The sequence below is a fragment of the Mesorhizobium sp. LNHC229A00 genome (assembly GCF_000502415.1).
In the GTDB taxonomy this organism is placed as follows: domain Bacteria; phylum Pseudomonadota; class Alphaproteobacteria; order Rhizobiales; family Rhizobiaceae; genus Mesorhizobium.
This window is the reverse complement of sequence record NZ_AYWQ01000007.1, coordinates 220,338-236,166: the sequence shown is the minus strand read 5'-3', so window position 1 is coordinate 236,166 and position 15,829 is coordinate 220,338. Positions and strand designations below refer to the sequence as shown.

Annotated in this window: 13 protein-coding genes; 10 read left to right on the top strand and 3 right to left on the bottom strand. The window is 62.9% G+C overall.

The annotated features are described in order from the left end of the window. Nucleotide 1: 1 nt before the first annotated feature. From tssJ to X742_RS152575, 9 genes are read left to right on the top strand one after another with little or no spacing between them, the layout of a single operon-like run. Nucleotides 2-454 carry a type VI secretion system lipoprotein TssJ gene (gene tssJ / locus X742_RS152540; RefSeq protein ID WP_023772868.1) on the top strand — a complete coding sequence of 151 codons (453 nt, stop codon included), beginning with the start codon at nt 2-4 and terminating at the stop codon, nt 452-454. A 40-nt stretch (nt 455-494) separates the two neighbouring features. Next, nucleotides 495-1,829, top strand: coding sequence for a type VI secretion system baseplate subunit TssK (gene tssK / locus X742_RS152545; protein ID WP_023772867.1), 1,335 nt, complete (start codon nt 495-497; stop codon nt 1,827-1,829). A gap of 4 nt (nt 1,830-1,833) precedes the next feature. Further along, nucleotides 1,834-3,156: a type IVB secretion system protein IcmH/DotU gene (gene icmH / locus X742_RS152550; RefSeq protein WP_023772866.1), complete on the top strand. Its 1,323-nt coding sequence runs from the start codon at nt 1,834-1,836 to the stop codon at nt 3,154-3,156. A 1-nt stretch (nt 3,157) separates the two neighbouring features. Beyond that, a complete protein-coding gene (tssM, locus tag X742_RS152555; RefSeq protein WP_023772865.1) occupies nt 3,158-6,694 on the top strand; it encodes a type VI secretion system membrane subunit TssM in 3,537 nt (1,178 codons plus the stop codon). After that, nucleotides 6,691-7,218: a type VI secretion system-associated protein TagF gene (gene tagF / locus X742_RS152560; RefSeq protein WP_032924851.1), complete on the top strand. Its 528-nt coding sequence runs from the start codon at nt 6,691-6,693 to the stop codon at nt 7,216-7,218. Before tssM ends, tagF begins: the two co-directional genes overlap by 4 nt. After that, nucleotides 7,218-8,315 carry a DUF2169 domain-containing protein gene (locus X742_RS152565; protein ID WP_023772863.1) on the top strand — a complete coding sequence of 366 codons (1,098 nt, stop codon included), beginning with the start codon at nt 7,218-7,220 and terminating at the stop codon, nt 8,313-8,315. Before tagF ends, X742_RS152565 begins: the two co-directional genes overlap by 1 nt. Further along, nucleotides 8,312-9,337: a beta-ketoacyl synthase N-terminal-like domain-containing protein gene (locus X742_RS152570; RefSeq protein ID WP_023772862.1), complete on the top strand. Its 1,026-nt coding sequence runs from the start codon at nt 8,312-8,314 to the stop codon at nt 9,335-9,337. Before X742_RS152565 ends, X742_RS152570 begins: the two co-directional genes overlap by 4 nt. Continuing rightward, nucleotides 9,334-10,401, top strand: coding sequence for a PAAR-like domain-containing protein (locus X742_RS1000000172560; protein WP_023772861.1), 1,068 nt, complete (start codon nt 9,334-9,336; stop codon nt 10,399-10,401). Before X742_RS152570 ends, X742_RS1000000172560 begins: the two co-directional genes overlap by 4 nt. Nucleotides 10,402-10,454: 53 nt before the next feature. Then, nucleotides 10,455-11,360, top strand: a complete 906-nt coding sequence (locus X742_RS152575; protein ID WP_023783688.1) for a hypothetical protein — start codon at nt 10,455-10,457, stop codon at nt 11,358-11,360. Nucleotides 11,361-11,426: 66 nt separating this feature from the next. Here the strand turns inward: X742_RS152575 and X742_RS152580 are convergent, their stop codons facing one another. Genes X742_RS152580 through tssI form a run of 3 tightly spaced genes read right to left on the bottom strand, consistent with a single transcriptional unit; the run spans nt 11,427 to nt 14,527 of the window. Beyond that, on the bottom strand, nt 11,427-11,762 hold the full coding sequence (locus tag X742_RS152580) for a hypothetical protein (protein WP_023772859.1): 336 nt from the start codon (nt 11,760-11,762) through the stop codon (nt 11,427-11,429). Beyond that, the gene (locus tag X742_RS152585) at nt 11,762-12,190 is read right to left on the bottom strand and encodes a DUF6484 domain-containing protein (protein ID WP_023772858.1); all 429 of its coding nucleotides are present in this window, start codon (nt 12,188-12,190) and stop codon (nt 11,762-11,764) included. The genes X742_RS152580 and X742_RS152585 overlap by 1 nt, the downstream gene beginning before the upstream one ends. A 9-nt stretch (nt 12,191-12,199) precedes the next feature. Beyond that, the gene (gene tssI, locus X742_RS152590) at nt 12,200-14,527 is read right to left on the bottom strand and encodes a type VI secretion system tip protein TssI/VgrG (RefSeq protein WP_023772857.1); all 2,328 of its coding nucleotides are present in this window, start codon (nt 14,525-14,527) and stop codon (nt 12,200-12,202) included. A 250-nt stretch (nt 14,528-14,777) separates the two neighbouring features. On the opposite strand from tssI, the gene tagH reads away from it, so the two are divergent. After that, nucleotides 14,778-15,827, top strand: a complete 1,050-nt coding sequence (tagH, locus tag X742_RS152595; protein ID WP_023772856.1) for a type VI secretion system-associated FHA domain protein TagH — start codon at nt 14,778-14,780, stop codon at nt 15,825-15,827. The last annotated feature ends 2 nt before the right edge of the window (nt 15,828-15,829 follow it).

Below are 15,829 nucleotides of genomic sequence, written 5' to 3'. Positions count from 1 at the left end.
CATGATCGATCGACGTCAATTCGTTGTTACCCTTGGCGCGACTGGACTGCTTGCGGCTTGCCAGAGCGGTCCGCCGAAACCTTCGGTGATCACCGTCAACGTGTCCGGCGGGGCCGGCATGAACCCGGGACCAGGCGGCGGCGACCGGCCGGTGACAGTTCTCGTCATGCGGCTCCGCAGCACCGGCAAATTCAATTCCGCCGACTACTTTGCCCTGCAGGGCGATGCCGGCTCGGCGCTGGCAGGCGATCTCATCGGATCCGACCAGATCGCCGTCGGGCCGGGGAAATCGGCGTCCAAGACCATCACCGTCGAACCGGACGCGGCGGCGCTGGGCTTCGTTGCGCTGATCCGTGAGCCGACCGGCAGAAACTGGCGCACGACCAAGTCGGTGTCGTCGGGATCAAAATTCACGATCAATGTCACACTTGGCAGCGGCGGTATTTCCGCCTAGCGGCCAGGGCAAGGGGAAGCTCGATGCGGAGAGTAGCGGCATGAGCGATGCAAATAGGGTGCTGTGGTCCGAAGGGCTTTTCCTGCGGACCCAGCATTTCCAGCAGCAGGATCGCTTTTTCGAGGCGACGGTGCGCGGCGCGTTGCAAGCCGGACAGTTGCATACGTTCGGCTTTCAACAACTGACGCTGGACCAGGCGTTGCTCGATGCCGGCCAGGTCGCCATCCTGTCGGCTCGCGGCATCTTCCCGGATGGGACACCCTTCGCCATTCCAGAGATGATGGACGCACCGCGACCGTTGCCGGTCACTCCGGACACAGGCGCCGGATCGGTGCTGGTCGCTTTGCCGCTCGAGCCGCCCGGCGGTATCGGTTTCGATCCCGCACACGCCGCCGCCTCGGGCGCGCGCTACCATGGGCGGATCGTTTCGGTCCGCGACGCCGTCCAGGGCGGTTCGGATCCTGAAGAAATCGAAATCGCCCGTCCGCAGGCGCTGCTGCTGGCACCCGGCAAATCGGTTGGCGGCTACACCGCCTTGCCGATCGCCGACCTCAAGGGGGTTCGAGCCGATGGCGGCGTCTCGCTGGACGAGACCTTCCTGCCGCCGACGCTGGTGACAGGCGCGGTCGCCTGGTATCGGCAATTGCTGCAGGAAGTCGTCACGGGACTAGACCAGATCGCCGAGGCGCATGGCAAGATGGTGATGGGCGGACCGGGGCGCAGCGTCGAAGACCTGCTGATGCTCAACCTCGCCAATGCCGCACGGCCGCGGCTAGTCCACATGCTGGCGCAGGACGTCTTCCATCCGGCCGAGCTCTACCTGGAACTTGCCGGGCTAGCCGGTTCGATGGCGACCTATGGCTCGAGCGCGCGGCGGCTGGGTGAGTTGCCCGCGTATGATCACATGGCCCCAGGCCCAGCCTACATGGCGCTGGCGGATGCGCTGCGCTCGCTCATCCTCAGCCTGCGCTACATCGAGCCGAAATCGCGGGCGCTGCCGGTCATGCGGCATTCGACCAATGTCTGGAAAATTCGCATCGACAACCCGAAGCTGCTGGTCGCCAGCCGCATCGTCATCCGGGTTGGTTCGGAACTGTCGGAAGACGCGCTGCGCAAGATATTCGTCAACCAGGCGACTGTCGGCTCGGCCGACCAGTTCGAGGGGCTGTGGAAATCGCGTTTGCCCGGCATTCCGCTGAAACCGCTTCATTCCCAGCCGCGCGAGATCCCTTACGACGGCGATCGGCTATGCCTTGAGCTGGACCAGAAAAGCGAGCACTGGGCGTCGCTGCTCGATGCCCCCGGCTTCGTCATCGGCGTTTCGGGCGTGTTGCCGAGCGAACCGCAGGTGGACTGCTATTCGGTGAACAGGTGAGATGATGAGCCGCGATGATCCTTTCGGACTGTCGGAGGATCGCGAACGCACCCGCATAAGGCTGACCGGCGCGCCGATGCCGCGGCCGATGGCGCCGCTATTGCCGGGCGCGGCGGTCAAGCGGTCTCGAACCCACCCGAACGCGCTCGTCAACGCATTCGCGCCCTTGCTCGAATTCGCGCCCGAGCTTGAAAGTGCGCTGGCGCCGGAGAACCCGGAGGCGTTGCGCACCCGATTGCTCGAAGAACTGGTTCGGGCACGCGACATGGCAATGGCGGCGGGGTCCTCGCTGGAGCGGGCCGACCAGGCGGCCTGGGTGGTGGCGGCGTTGCTCGACGATCTCGCTTTGAACACGCCATGGGGCGGCGCCAGCGCCTGGCCGAGGCAGCCGCTCGTGGTCATGCTGCGCGGCGACGTCGATGCCGGCACGCAGTTCTTCACGCGTCTCGACGAACTCGAGCGCCACCCCAACCGTGACCGCGAATTGCTGGAGCTGCAGTATAATTGCATGGCGCTCGGCTTTCGCGGCAAATATCGCGTGCCCGGCCGCTCAGGCGACCGCTCGCTCAATGCGGTTCGCGTGGCGGCGGCACGCTTTCTGCGCGACGCCGACGCCGAAGGCGCGCCGCTGTCGCCAAACTGGAAGGGCGTGATCGCACCCGACGAGCCGCAACGCTTCATCGTACCGATCTGGGTCATGGCGGTCGGCGCGGCGGTCGTCGCCACGGCCATCCATATCGGGCTGTCGATGGGACTGAGCAGCCAGGCGGTCGGACTATCATCCCTTGTGCGCGCATTGCCGCCGCCTGAACGGGGGAGCATCACCCGGACCTCGCCCAAGATCGACGCCCCGCCGCCGGAGAAAGTGGATTTTGCCCTGTTGCCGGAATTCCAGGCCGGAGCGCCTGCCGACCTCAAATCCGCCCTCAGCGGCACCGAGAGCGTTTCGCTGGCCAAGCTGATCATCCAGGCCTCCAACCCCGAACTGTTCCAGTCGTCGCGGCCGCAACTGAGCGAGGGCTTCGAGCCGCTGATCGGTTCGATCGCCAAGGTGATCCTCGCCAATCAGGAGTTGATCGGGAACATCACGGTGATCGGTCATACGGACGGCGTACCCTTGCAAAAGACCAATCCGCTGTCGACCAACCAGCGCCTGTCGGAGGCGCGTGCCCAGACGATCGCCGACATGCTGGTCCAAAACGGGGTGCCTCAGGACCGCGTTCATTCCGAGGGCCGCGCCGCCACGGACCCGGTTGCCAGCGACAGCACGCGCGAGGGGCGAGCCTTGAACCGCCGCGTCGAGGTGCTCGTCGAAAAGAGGCTGTGAGATGTTCATCCTGCGCTTCCTCTGGGCGGTCCTGACGTCGCGCTGGCTGTGGACGCTGATCGGCATCACGCTGCTTTCCCTGGTCATCTGGGTGTTCGGTCCGATCGTCAGGGTCGGTCCATACGAACCCTTCGCTTCCGAAAATGTGCGCATCGTCATCATCGCGCTGCTGGTCATCTTCTGGCTGGTCTGGCTGATCGTCGCCCAGCGCCGGGCGATCCGCGCCAACCGCATGTTCGTCGCCGAGATCGCAGCACCCGTGGCGGAAAAGCCGCTCAGCCCCGGCGAAGAGAACGTCGCCGCCGTGGGTGCCAAATTCGCCGAGGTGATGGCCGAACTGAAGCGCCGCAAGCTCGGCGGACGCAAGTTCCTGCGCGAGATGCCATGGTACGTGATCGTCGGGCCGCCGGCCACCGGCAAGACCACGGCCTTGCGGCAGTCCGGACTGAATCTTCCGATCGACCTCACCGACGATCTGCAAGGGGTCGGCGGCACGCGCAACTGCGACTGGTTCTTTTCCGAGAACGCGGTTCTGATCGACACCGCCGGCCGCTATGTCCAGCAGGAGAGCCAACCCGATGTCGACGCGGCGGAATGGCTGGGCTTCCTCGACCTTCTTAAGAAACATCGCGGCCGCCGCGCGCTCAACGGCGTGATCGTCGCGCTTTCGATCGACGTACTTTCGGAGGGCGACGAAGCCATCAAGGCACACGGCCGCAAGATCCGCCGCCGGCTGGCCGAACTCAACGACCGGCTCGAAATCCGCCTTCCGGTCTATTTGATGCTGACCAAGGCCGACCTGATCAGGGGTTTCGAGGCTTTCTTCGGCGGCCTGTCCACCGCCTCGCGCGAACAGGTCTGGGGAACGACCTTCGCGCTGGATGCGCGTGTCGATGCCAAGACCATCGAACGCGAAATTTCAACGCTGGCGACGGAACTCGAGCGGCGGCTGGTACCGCGCCTGGAAGACGAAGACAAGCTGGCCGCCCGCGCCGAGATCTTCCGGTTTCCCGCTCAGCTCTCCAGCCTGTCCGAACCGATCCAGGTGCTGGTCGAGACGCTGTTCGGCGAAAGCCGGTATGAAGAGGCCGCCTGGCTGCGCGGCCTCTATTTCACATCGGCAACGCAGGAAGGCGCGCCCATCGATCGGCTGACCGCGGCGCTGTCATCGTCCTTCGGCCTGCCGCCACGGCGGGCCCTGCCCGCGCCGAGGGTCGAGAAACGTAGCTTCTTCCTGAAGAACCTGCTCACCGACGTCATATTCAGGGAAGCCGGCCTCGGCACGTTCGACCCGCTGGCGCAACGCCGTCGCGCCTGGATGTGGCGCGGCGCGGCGGCCGCATGTGCCGCGGCGGCCTTGCTGGCCGGAGGGCTGTTCACCTGGTCCTATTTCGACAACCGCAACGCGATCACGGCCCAGGCAAGCCAGTTCGAGGCACTGCAAACGCCGCTGACCGCAACTGCAGCAAGCCCGGCATCGGTGCAGCAGCCAGCCATGGACGGAGCGCTCGAAGCGATGGACGCGGTCACAAGCGCCCGGACGGCACCACCGGGCGCGCCCCAGGATCTGCTGGGGCCATCGGCCTCGGCGGAACTGGTGCGGGCTCAGACCGACACTTACGACCACGCCCTGCGCAACGTGCTCGAGCCGCGAATGGTGGCGCTGCTCGAGGCGACCATGTGGCGGCAGATCCGCGATCCGGATTTCATGCTCGGCGCGCTGAAGACCTATCGCATGATGACGGGGCTATCGCAGATGGACCCCGATTTCGCTGAGAATTGGTGGGTGAACAGCCTGCCGGAATTCGCGGCCGCGGCACCATTTCCAACCGCCGATGCCGAAGAGCATCAGCTTGCCGCCATCCGCCGCATGGCGGTCGACGAAAGCTATGTCGCACCCGACCAGGCGCTGGTCGCCGAAGCGCTGAAAACGGTGTGCACGATCTCGTTGCCGGCGCGCGCCTACAAGCAGTTGCTGGCCGATCCGGCTGTGTCCGGGCTCAAGGAGTGGATCCCGGCCAATTTCGCCGGCCCCAATGGCGGCAAGGTGTTTGCGCGGCGTTCCGACAAGACGCTTCGCGTCGGGATTTCCGGCACCTTCACCTATGCCGGTTTCCACGACGCCATTCTCGACCGCATCGACGATGTCGCCGCCCAGGCGGCACTCGATCGTGCGGTTTTCGCCGGCGGCTGCTCGGAGAATTCCGAGACCTCGGTCTCGGCGTTGTCCGAGGATATTCTGAAGCTCTACTATGACGACTACATCGCGCAATGGGACAGCTTCCTGCGCGACATGCGGCTCGCGCCATTGACCGATCTCAATGTCGCCAGCGAAAATCTGAAGGATCTGTCGAGTGCCGATTCAGCGCTGAAGCGGCTGCTGACGGCGGTCGTCCAGGAGACCGAACTGACGCGCTCCGACGACGCATCCGCCGACAACAAGGCAGCGGCCAAGGGCGCCTCGAAACTGCTCGGCAAGCTTGGCAAGCTCGGCAAGCTGGCGACATCAGGTGCGAAGCTGCTTCCCCGCGCCGGGTCAGCCAGCGAGGTGGATCTGACCGGCAATCTGGTGGCCGAACATTTCAAGCCGCTGAAGAGCACCATTGCCGAGGTCGACGGCCAGCCGCCGGCGCTGGACGCCGCCGTTGTCGCGCTGACCGCGCTGTCGAACGTCCTGCAGACGGTCACCGCGAACCCCAATCCGCAAGATGCCATCAAGAAGCAGGGCGGCCTTGCCGAGCTGACGGGCGCGGTCGCCAGGCAAGCACAGATCCTGCCCGACCCCATCAACGCCTGGCTGGGAGGCATTGCCGGTGACACCAGTAATTTGACGCAGAAAGCGGTCACTTCGGAGCTCAACGCCATCTGGCGGGCGGACATATTGCCTTTCTGCCAGGCGGCGCTCAACGACCGCTATCCGTTCAGCCCCGACAGCGCGGTGGACGTCAATGTGCGTGATTTCGCCCGCCTGTTCGGGCCGGCCGGACTGATCGACGGTTTCATCAACGACCACCTGATCAACTATGTCGACACCACCAGCCAGCCGTGGAAATGGCGCGCCGATTTCGGCCTCGATCCTTCGGCGCTGGCGGCGTTCGAGCAGGCCAGGCATATCCGCGACGATCTCTTTCCGGGTGGCACCGGGCCGGTGATGAGCTTCACGCTCGAACCGAAAGACCTGTCTCCCAACGTCACGCGCGTGACGCTCAATCTCGATGGCCAGACCCTCGTCTATTTCAACAATGCGACGCGGCCACAACCGATGACGTGGCCCGGCAAGGACGGCACCGGGGTCATCTCGCTCGCCTTCCAGCCGATCGACGGATCGCCCGAGATCATGCTCAACGAAACCGGCAGCTGGGCGTGGCTGAGGATGCTGCGCAACGGCCGTTTCGCCGGCACGTCACTGTCCGATGTCTACAGCCTGCGCCTGGGAACGAAGGGAATGTGGGCCGATTTCGAACTCAAGGCCGCCAGCGTCGAAAATCCCTACAATCTGCAAATGTTCAAGAAATTTTCATGTCCACCGCAGATATGACCTTGCCCGGCTTTTACGGCAAAATGCCCGCCACCGGCGATTTCGTGACGCGGCGGCTGTCGGGCGACTTTGTTCGCGGCTGGGACCGCTGGCTGGCGCAGCATCTCGTCCCGCTGTTTGGCTCGGAAATTTGGCCAAGCACAACCGCGCTGCGCTTTCTGGCTGGCCCGGCCTCCTTCGGCTCATCGGCGGGCATCATTGTGAAAAGCGCCGACAGGGTCGGCAGGAAATTCCCTTTGAGCGTCGTCGCGCAGTTGGTCGAAGCTCCAATTCAGCTCGCTGACGCCGAGGCGTGGTTTTCCCAGATCGAAGAAGCGGCCATCGCAGCTCAAAACGGCGAGCTGACGCCCGACGAGCTGGATGTCGCGCTGGCCGGACTGCCGGCGCCGCCTGTCGAGCCGGGTGAAGAGGTCATCAGCGGCATGGTGATGTGGACGGCCCGTTCGGACATTTTCGACATCGATCCGCAGTCGCCGCAAATGACTCTGGAGCAGATCCTCGCTGCCAGTTGGGAGACCAGCTGATGCAAATCTGGAACCAGACGGGCTATGCACACCAATTCACCATGGGCATGGACAAGGCCGGGCATGAGTGGATCGTCGTGGTCGTCAAAGGCACGTTCGATTTCCCCGCCACGCCGGGCGGACTGGTGCAAAAATCGGCGGAGCAGGCCCCGCTGGTGATGGCCGACACACAAACCGGCGCGCCTGGCTACTCGGCCACGCTGTGGGAGACCGACTTCGCCTTCCGCAAACAGCGCTGCGACGTGATCGCCAATGGTTGCGCCTACGCGCCGGGCGGGCGCCCGGCCGAGCGCGTGCCGGTCGGCATCAAGGTCGGCAATTGGTCGAAACTGTTCGAGGTCGTCGGCCACCGCGAATGGCGCTCCATCGGCCCGGTTTTTACCGCCACATCGCCACAGCCCTTCCTGAAACTGCCCATCTCCTATGACGTCGCCTGGGGTGGTGTCGACAGGCTGGATCCGGAGGACAAGCTCCCCGCCAGCTACAAATACAACCCGGTTGGAACCGGCTGGTCCCGGACCAAGAACCAGCGCCTCATCCCCGGCCTGCGGCTACCGAACACGCAAGCCGTCGGTGAAGAGATCCGCTCGCCATTCGGCGACTACAAGCCGATGAGTTTCGGGCCGATGGGCCGCGGCTGGCCGGGCCGCATCGAATATGGCGGCACCTACGACGACAACTGGACCAAGAACATCTTTCCGTTCCTGCCGCCGGACTTCGACGAGCGCTATTTCCAGATGGCGCCGTCCGACCAGCAGATCGATCTGCCGAGAGGTGGCGAGGAAGTGCAACTGGTGAACTTGACGCCGCAAGGCCGAGAGAGTTTTCGGCTGCCGAAAACCGCGCTGTCTATCACCCTGTTCAAAGGCCGTGCCAAGTCATTCGAGGGCGAAATCCATCCGGATACAATCCTGTTCGACCCCGAGAACCGACGGTTCTCACTAGTCTGGCGCGTGTCGCAGAGGATCGAGCGAACCATCCTCGACTTCACGGAAGGTTGGGTCGGGCCGCCAACGCCGGCCATGCTGAGGGCGCGCGCGACAGGTCGTACCTATATCCGTGCCAACGGCACCGCGCCGGAAGAGGAAGACGCATGACCTCCCCGATCGAGATCGTTTCGGTTGGCATGGTGACGGCCGTTGGCCTCGACGCACCCTCCGCCTGCGCGGCGATGCGCGCCCGGCTCGATGGCTTCCAGGAAACGCGTTTCACGGGCTCACCCGCGGGATGGCTTACGGGTGCACCCGTGCCGCTGCCACGCAACTGGATCGGCGAGAAACGAATGGCCCACCTGGCGGCCGGGGCCATAGCGGAGGCTTACGACAATCACCCGCAAGCGCGAGGGCAGACGGCGCTGATCCTTTGCCTTGCGGAAGAAGATCGGCCCGGCCGGCCGGTGCGGGACAATCTTGCACTGCTGCGCCGGATCAGCGAGATCGTTGAAATAGAACCGCATCTGCGCTCTCGCATCGTGGCTTTTGGCCGTCCGTCCGGACACGTCGCGTTCAATCAGGCGCGCAGACTGATTGCATCGGGCGAAGCTCCCTATGTCATGATCGCGGGTGTCGACAGCTATCTAACGGCACCAACGATTTCCCACTATCTCAGCAAGGGCCGCCTGCTGACGGCAGACAATTCGAACGGCTTCATTCCAGGCGAAGCTGCAGCGGCAGTTCTGTGCACCCGCCCGCGCAATGGTGGTTTCAGGCTCTTCGGGCTCGGTCTTTCGCGCGAGGCGGCTTCGATCTACAACGGACAGGATTTGCCGTTGCGCGCCGATGGTATGACAGCCGCCTACGATGCGGCATTCCATGAGACCGGGATCGAGATGAACCGGCTCGGCTATCGCATCGCCGACCTGATCGGCGAGCAGTATTGGTTCAAGCAGACCGCGCTGGCCTCGATCCGCCTCTTGCGTGGGCGCCACGAGTTCCAGGCCCTGTGGTCACCGGCGGAGTCGCTGGGCAACATCGGGGCCGCAGCTGTTCCGACAATGGTCGGCATGGCGTGGACTGCGGCCGGCAAAGGATATGCCGCCGGCAATCCGGTTCTCATCGAGGCGTCGTCCGATGCCGGTGCCTGCGGCGCCGCGGTGTTCGCTTACGGGAGAACGGCATGACGGTGTATGCCAATGGGCTCGAGGTTGCGTGCAAAGCGCAAGCGAACCAGGTTATTGCGGCTTTTCCCTACGTCTGCTTCACGCCGCCGCAAACGCCAGCAACCCCACCCGGCGTTCCGGTTCCCTATCCGACCTTTGGGATGGACAGCGACACCGACAGCGGCACCGGCACTGTCAAGATCGGCGGCAAGACGGTCACTCAGAAGGACAAATCCTATTACACCAAATGCACCGGCAACGAGGCCGGCTGTGCGCCCAAGAAGAACATCATCACCTCCGTGAACACGGGCAAGGAATACGCCCATGCTTGGTCGGGCAACGTCAAAATGGATGGTGAGCCGATCAGCCGTTTCAGCGACATTTCGTCGAACGATCATGCCTCCCCTACCGCCGGCGGACCGCCAATGCCCAAGGTCGCCACGGCCACGGTGGCGACGTTCAAATGCTCCGACCTCGAAATCAAGCCTTACAAGGAGCTGGAATGCCCGGACGGCTACGAGAAGGAGCACACAGTCGAGGTCCAGTTCTTCACCGCCGAAGGCGTTCGCGACCTGACGCTGGATTGCTGCAAGGCCTATGACGACAAGGAAGCGCCCTGCATCTGCATGAAGGCGAAATGGCTGGCCGGCGAAGGTGCAAAGGCCAAGGCAGCCGGCGTGCCGACCAAAAAGATACTCGGCAAGAAACGCAAAACCCCGCACAACTTCAAGTCGGCGGATGCCCGCAACTGGCTGAGCAACAATTCGGCCGGCAAGCTCGGTGATTTTACAGACACCTGTGTGAACAGCACGGTCAAGAACCTGGATGACCCAAAAATTCCGCCAGCCGTGCAGGCCGCCGCCACGGAGTGCCTGAAGACCGCCAACATGGAATATATGAAGAAGAGCATGAACAAGTCCGAGCAGGAGGTCAAAGACAAGAAGGCCTGCCATGGGAATTGTCCGAAGGCGAAGGATCAGGCTCGCCTCGTGCAGGTTGCGAAAAAACGCTTGAAGAAAGCGGCCGGGGGAGAGTCCGTGGTCGTGACGGCGGCGGACGTCGCTCCCTCGAAAGTGTCCTGTTAGCCGACCGGCCGGGTCTCGGGGAACCGCAGCCACATCTCAGGAGCATGAAGCGGATGAAAATGGACAAGGAAGACCTCGAGGGATTTGCCACCGACAGCGATACGGACATCGAATGCCTTCAGATCGCGCCCCTGGGTGGAGGCAAGGCGGCCATTCTGTTCCTGCTCAGCGATGCCGACTATGTCACGACGGTCTCGGTGATCTTCATCGTCGATGACTTCAACCCCAAGACGGCACGGGGCTTCCTGGTGACCTCCGAATGGCTGATGTCGCTTTCGGCTTCGCCTTCAGGCGAGCTGTTCGCGCTGGAAGCCACCACCTGGATCTGGCGCAATGCCGATGCCAACTGGACGCGTGACAAGGTCAGCGAGAAGAGCCTCAGGCAAGTCTGGGCCGAAGATTCCGGCGGACCGATTGCCGTTGGCACGGACGGCGTGGCTTACCGGCTAGCCGGCTCGCTGTGGCAGCCCTTCACCCCGCTTGGATCCAACGAGTATCTCGATGTTCATGGGCACCCCAAACATGGCATCTACGCCTGTGGCGAGTTGGGCACCATTCACCAGCTGGTGGGCACAGGCTGGCGCCAGCTGGATGTGCATCGGCACGATCGGTTTCGCGGCATCGACATTGCGCCGGACGGCAAGATTAGGGTCGCGGGCGACCACGGTGTCTGCCTGCGCATCGCGGATGAGGAAGTGACCCAGATCGAGGCTGCAGCCGACATGACCTATCTCGCCGTGCGCAATTTCAAGGGCAAGGCCTACTGGGGCGACGAAGCTGGCCTCAACATCGAGGTGGGAGGCGCGCTTGAACCATTCGAGGACACCGGTATCGCGTCGGACCTGCGCACCGATGGCGAATTCCTCTATGTAGCCGGCATCGACACAGCCTGGCGCTTCGACGGCCGTAAGTGGAAAACGCTTACTCTAGTCTATGACGAAGGCCTTCGGCTGACGTGACCCGGCCGGGTTGAGCGCAGAATCAGTCCGATACCCGCAAATTGCCGGACGGTGAGCCGATTATTGCTAATGCCCGTTCTCCGATAGATACGCCCGCACCTTGGCGAGGTCGAGTTCGGCGATCCGCTCCGGCGCGCCCTTCACCAGCATGCGGAGCACGAACATTTCACCTGCCTCCGGATATTCGGCATAGAGCAGTTCGGCAATCTCCTGCCCCACCCGGCCAGCGACCCGAAGGCCATCGAGATGAGCGTCCAGCCTTTCGACGAGGCGCGCGAGCCGCTCCTCGTCCATATCGGGATTTTCGTCAGGGTGCAGCAAATGGTGGTCGTAGACGGTCCAGAGAAATGCCGCCATTTCCGCATGCTGTCGCACAATCTCACGCAGAACGACCTTCGGCATCAGTTTAGGTTCACCGACCCGCCCCGGATACGGTTCGTGGCGCTGGCATGGCTCGTCACATAGGTGCCGCGAATGGTGATGCGGCCGTCCTTCTCCATGATGATCGTCGCCTTGCCACAGCGAAGCTCCACGCGCTCGTCACCCGTTATGGTTACGCGCTCTCCGTCGCGTATCACCTGGGCGGCGCCGGCAGACTTGCGCGACGGCTCGACAATCCGGCCGACGATGAGTGGTCGGTTCGGATCGCCCTCTTGGAAAAGCAGCGCCACCTCGGCGCCGATCATGGCCGATGTCAGCTCGGTCAGGCTACGCGCCGGGATCGCTGTTTCCTGCGGATTTCCAGGAAATACGACCAGTGGCGCGTCCTCCCCGAAACCCAGGAATATGCCGATCACAACGCCTTCGATTCGCTCTACAACTCGTGTCATCGCCTGCCTTCAATTCTGCTTGATTTCCGAGCCCTTCATGGTGATGTCGCTCGAGGCCTTCATATTGATCTTGCCTGAGCCTTTGACGGAAATGTCTTTACCCTCGATGGTGATCGTGCCGTCTTTCTTCATCGTGATCGTCGCGGAACCGCATTTCAGGGCAATGGAATCGCCGGCCTCGAGCACAAACGTCTTGCCTACATTTATGGTCGCGTCCTCGCCGACCCGGACCATGCTGCCTTTTGCGACCTTGAGCTCATGGGCCGCGCCAATTTCGGTGACTTCGTTGCTCGCGATCTTGGTGTTGCGATCCTTGCCGATCTGAGAAACCTGGCTCCCGGCAATCGCAAAACTCTGGTCTGCGCCGACATTCACACTCTGCGCCGCACCTATATTCCAACTATCGGACGCACCGATGTCATGGCTCTGCGCTGCGCCTACGGTCACCGATCGTGTCGCGCCAATGGTGTTCGTTTGCGGCCCGCCAACGCTTCGTGTCTCGGACGCCCCGACCGTATCGATGCGGGCAGCGCCAACAGTCACCGTCTGGACAATCCCCACGGTCTGCGAGTGGTTGGAGCCGATCGTCTCCGTCGAGTTCGAACCGATGCCTATCGTCTCGTTCGACCCCACCGTCAGCGACCGGTTCTTGCCCACTGTCTCGGTGTCGTTGTTGCCGATATTCGTGGTCTGGTCGACGCCGACCTTGACCGTCTTGTTGTTGCCGACGTCCTCATCGAGGTTGTGGCCGACGGAGTGCTTGGCGTCGTGGTCGATGCGGTCGGACTGGTCGTGCTGGACGAGCTTGGTGCGGTCGTGCTTGATCAGAAGGTGGTGGTCCTTCTGCGCCTGGAAATTGACCAGTTCGGAGCCGGCCTTGTCCTCGAACATCAGCTCATTGTAGCCGCCGCCGCCTTTCGAAGAGTTGGATTTCCAGCCCGATTGCGTTGCGTTGCCGGGCAAGCCGTAGGGCGGCATCTGCGAGGCGTTGTAGACTCTGCCGGTGATTATCGGCAGATCAGGGTCGCCTTCGAGGAAGTCGACGATCACCTCCTGGCCGATGCGCGGTATCTGGATGAAGCCCCAGCCGCTGCCGGCCCAGGTCTGCGAAACACGGACGAAGCAGGAACTGTTTTCGTTCTTCTTGCCCAGGCGGTCCCAGTGGAACTGCACCTTCACCCGGGCATATTTGTCGGTGAATATCTCCTCGCCGGAAGGGCCGACCACCGTCGCCGTCTGCGGCCCGCGCATGATCGGCCGCGGCGTGATCCGCGGCGCGCGATAGGGCAAGGCAGTCGGTGCGACACCCAGCACGAGTTTGAAATTCTCGCTGTGGGCCTCGTTCTGGGTTCTGTAGCCCGGGTCGAACAACCTGTATTCGGCGCTGACCACCAGATATTCCTGGTTCTGGTCATCGCGCGGAAAACTTTCCAGCTTGAACGTACAGCCGGAATGGAGGCCGCGCACGGTTCCGACCGCCGTGATGCGCTGGTGCACGGCCTGGAGTTCCTCGCGCCGGATACCGGCCAGGGTGTCGCCGCGCCCGACATCAAGATGCGCCCCAGGCTGGCGATAATTCTCGCCGGAAGCTTCCTTGTGGCTGAACGGCTGGGCCGACTTCGCCATCAGATCGGCGCCGGGCTTCTGGAAATCATAGTCGGTATGGGCATAGGCCCCCGGCCGCACCGAACTGCCCGGAATCCATTCGGTGATGTATTCGACATCGCGCCGAGAGGCATGTCCCTCGAAATTGTAAGGTATCTTCTCGTAGCCCGGCGCCGGCTTCAGCTTGCTCATCGCGTCGCACAGCACGAGCGTGTGCTTGCCCTCGTCGTGCTCGAAGAAATAGAAGATGCCTTCGTGCTCGAGCAGGCGCTGCACGAAATCCAGATCGCTCTCGTCGTACTGCACGCAGTATTCGCGCGAGGGGTACGACCCTTGCAGCCGCTTCTCGAACTTCGCCGTGCCGTATTTCAAGAAGATCTTTTCGACGATCTCGACAGCGGTCATGTTCTGAAATATCCGGCAATCGGTCGCATTTCCCAGAAACCAGAGCCACGGCCTGACGACCGTTTCGTAGTAGGCCAACCGGTCCTCGATGCGGGTCAGGCGAAATTCCGACACCAGGCCGCTGAACCAACGCTTCGGATCGGATTCACCTTCGACCGAAACCATACCGCCCAGCATCTTCAGCGGATCGATATCGTGATCCGTGCTCACGAACCCGACCGTGTAAGCAAAACAGCGGCTGATCTCATCGCGTCCGACAAGATGGGTGAAGGTCAACAGTTCAGAGCCAACCGGTGTCTGGACAACGGTGGCACGTTCGTTCGGCATGGGTCGTGCCCCTCCTGGACGCGGCCGCCGGCACGGTGGATTTGAAGTTCCCGGTATCTCTCCGGAAACTTTTCGGACCCGCCGCACCAGGCCATTTTGAGCGTACCACATGTTGTCCCGCCGACCCAAGAGGGCGACAGTGATTGGAGCTTGCCCCGTCGATGCATCGGCTCGAAACGCCGCTGTCCTGTTTTGCGCGCAAGCTGCTAGGATGTTGGAGTGTCGATCAGTCGTTCGATGGCGATCCTGGATGTACATTAGTCTGCAAGTCAATAATGTCGACGCGCTGCCAGCTGGCATTTCGACCGGCTACGCGGCGCGGGATCGCAGCTTCGAAATCGGACGCGAGGCTTGTGACTGGACCTTGCCGGATCCCGACAAGTTCATCTCGGGCCGACATTGCGAGGTTCGATACGAGGCAGGCGCGTTCTGGCTCCACGATGTCTCGCGCAATGGAACCTACATCAACGGATCAAACCAACGCATGACCGGCCCGCATCAACTGGGCCATGGCGACCGGATGCTGATCGGCCGTTATGTCATCTTCGTGTCGATCGACGAGGAGCGCGCCGCGACAGGTCACCCCAGTCGCGGCGCGACTCAGCGAGAAATGCCGGCCGCGACAGGCCGGCCGCTCGCCGCCGAGCCGTTCTTCGCTCCGGTGGAGCGACAGTCCGGGCAGCGGGTTCCTGCTCCGGCGTTCTCGTCGCAACCCGCGCCTCTCCCCTCGACCAAGGACGAAGTGCTGCGGGAGATCGCGATCGGAGCCGGCATTTCACCGGAATTGCTTCAATCGCGCGATCCGCATGAAGTTGCCGCCGAAATCGGCGCGGTGCTGCGCACGGTGGTCGAGGAACTGACCTTGCTGCTGAAAGCGCGCGCGGCGGCGAAAATGCTGGCCAAGAGCACGCAGCGAACGATGATCAGCGCCGCCGACAACAACCCGCTGAAATTCGTTCCGGGAACCGACGATATCCTCGAAATCATGTTCGCACGGCGCCGTGCCGGCTATCTCGATGCCAGGCGCAGCATCGAAGATGCCTTCCGCGATCTCAAGACGCACGAATTCGCCACCTATGCCGCCATGCAGGCGGCGCTGTCGCGGCTGCTTGACGACCTGTCTCCCGAAGCGATCGGAAGAAAGCTTGCGCCGACGTCGTTCTCGTCGAAAAAAAGCCAGGCCTGGGATGCTTTTGTCGCGACCTGGCGAACCATGGAGGAAGCCCACGAGAACGGCATGCTGGATATATTCCTGGCCTATTTCAGCGAAGCCTATGCCAAGGCCGACAAGCAGAAATAGGC

Coding starts and splice junctions, on each gene's coding strand:
- tssJ (WP_023772868.1), top strand. CDS start 2: ATGATCGATCGACGTCAATTCGTTGTTACCCTTGGCGCGACTGGACTG.
- tssK (WP_023772867.1), top strand. CDS start 495: ATGAGCGATGCAAATAGGGTGCTGTGGTCCGAAGGGCTTTTCCTGCGG.
- icmH (WP_023772866.1), top strand. CDS start 1,834: ATGAGCCGCGATGATCCTTTCGGACTGTCGGAGGATCGCGAACGCACC.
- tssM (WP_023772865.1), top strand. CDS start 3,158: ATGTTCATCCTGCGCTTCCTCTGGGCGGTCCTGACGTCGCGCTGGCTG.
- tagF (WP_032924851.1), top strand. CDS start 6,691: ATGACCTTGCCCGGCTTTTACGGCAAAATGCCCGCCACCGGCGATTTC.
- X742_RS152565 (WP_023772863.1), top strand. CDS start 7,218: ATGCAAATCTGGAACCAGACGGGCTATGCACACCAATTCACCATGGGC.
- X742_RS152570 (WP_023772862.1), top strand. CDS start 8,312: ATGACCTCCCCGATCGAGATCGTTTCGGTTGGCATGGTGACGGCCGTT.
- X742_RS1000000172560 (WP_023772861.1), top strand. CDS start 9,334: ATGACGGTGTATGCCAATGGGCTCGAGGTTGCGTGCAAAGCGCAAGCG.
- X742_RS152575 (WP_023783688.1), top strand. CDS start 10,455: ATGAAAATGGACAAGGAAGACCTCGAGGGATTTGCCACCGACAGCGAT.
- X742_RS152580 (WP_023772859.1), bottom strand. CDS start 11,762: ATGCCGAAGGTCGTTCTGCGTGAGATTGTGCGACAGCATGCGGAAATG.
- X742_RS152585 (WP_023772858.1), bottom strand. CDS start 12,190: ATGACACGAGTTGTAGAGCGAATCGAAGGCGTTGTGATCGGCATATTC.
- tssI (WP_023772857.1), bottom strand. CDS start 14,527: ATGCCGAACGAACGTGCCACCGTTGTCCAGACACCGGTTGGCTCTGAA.
- tagH (WP_023772856.1), top strand. CDS start 14,778: ATGTACATTAGTCTGCAAGTCAATAATGTCGACGCGCTGCCAGCTGGC.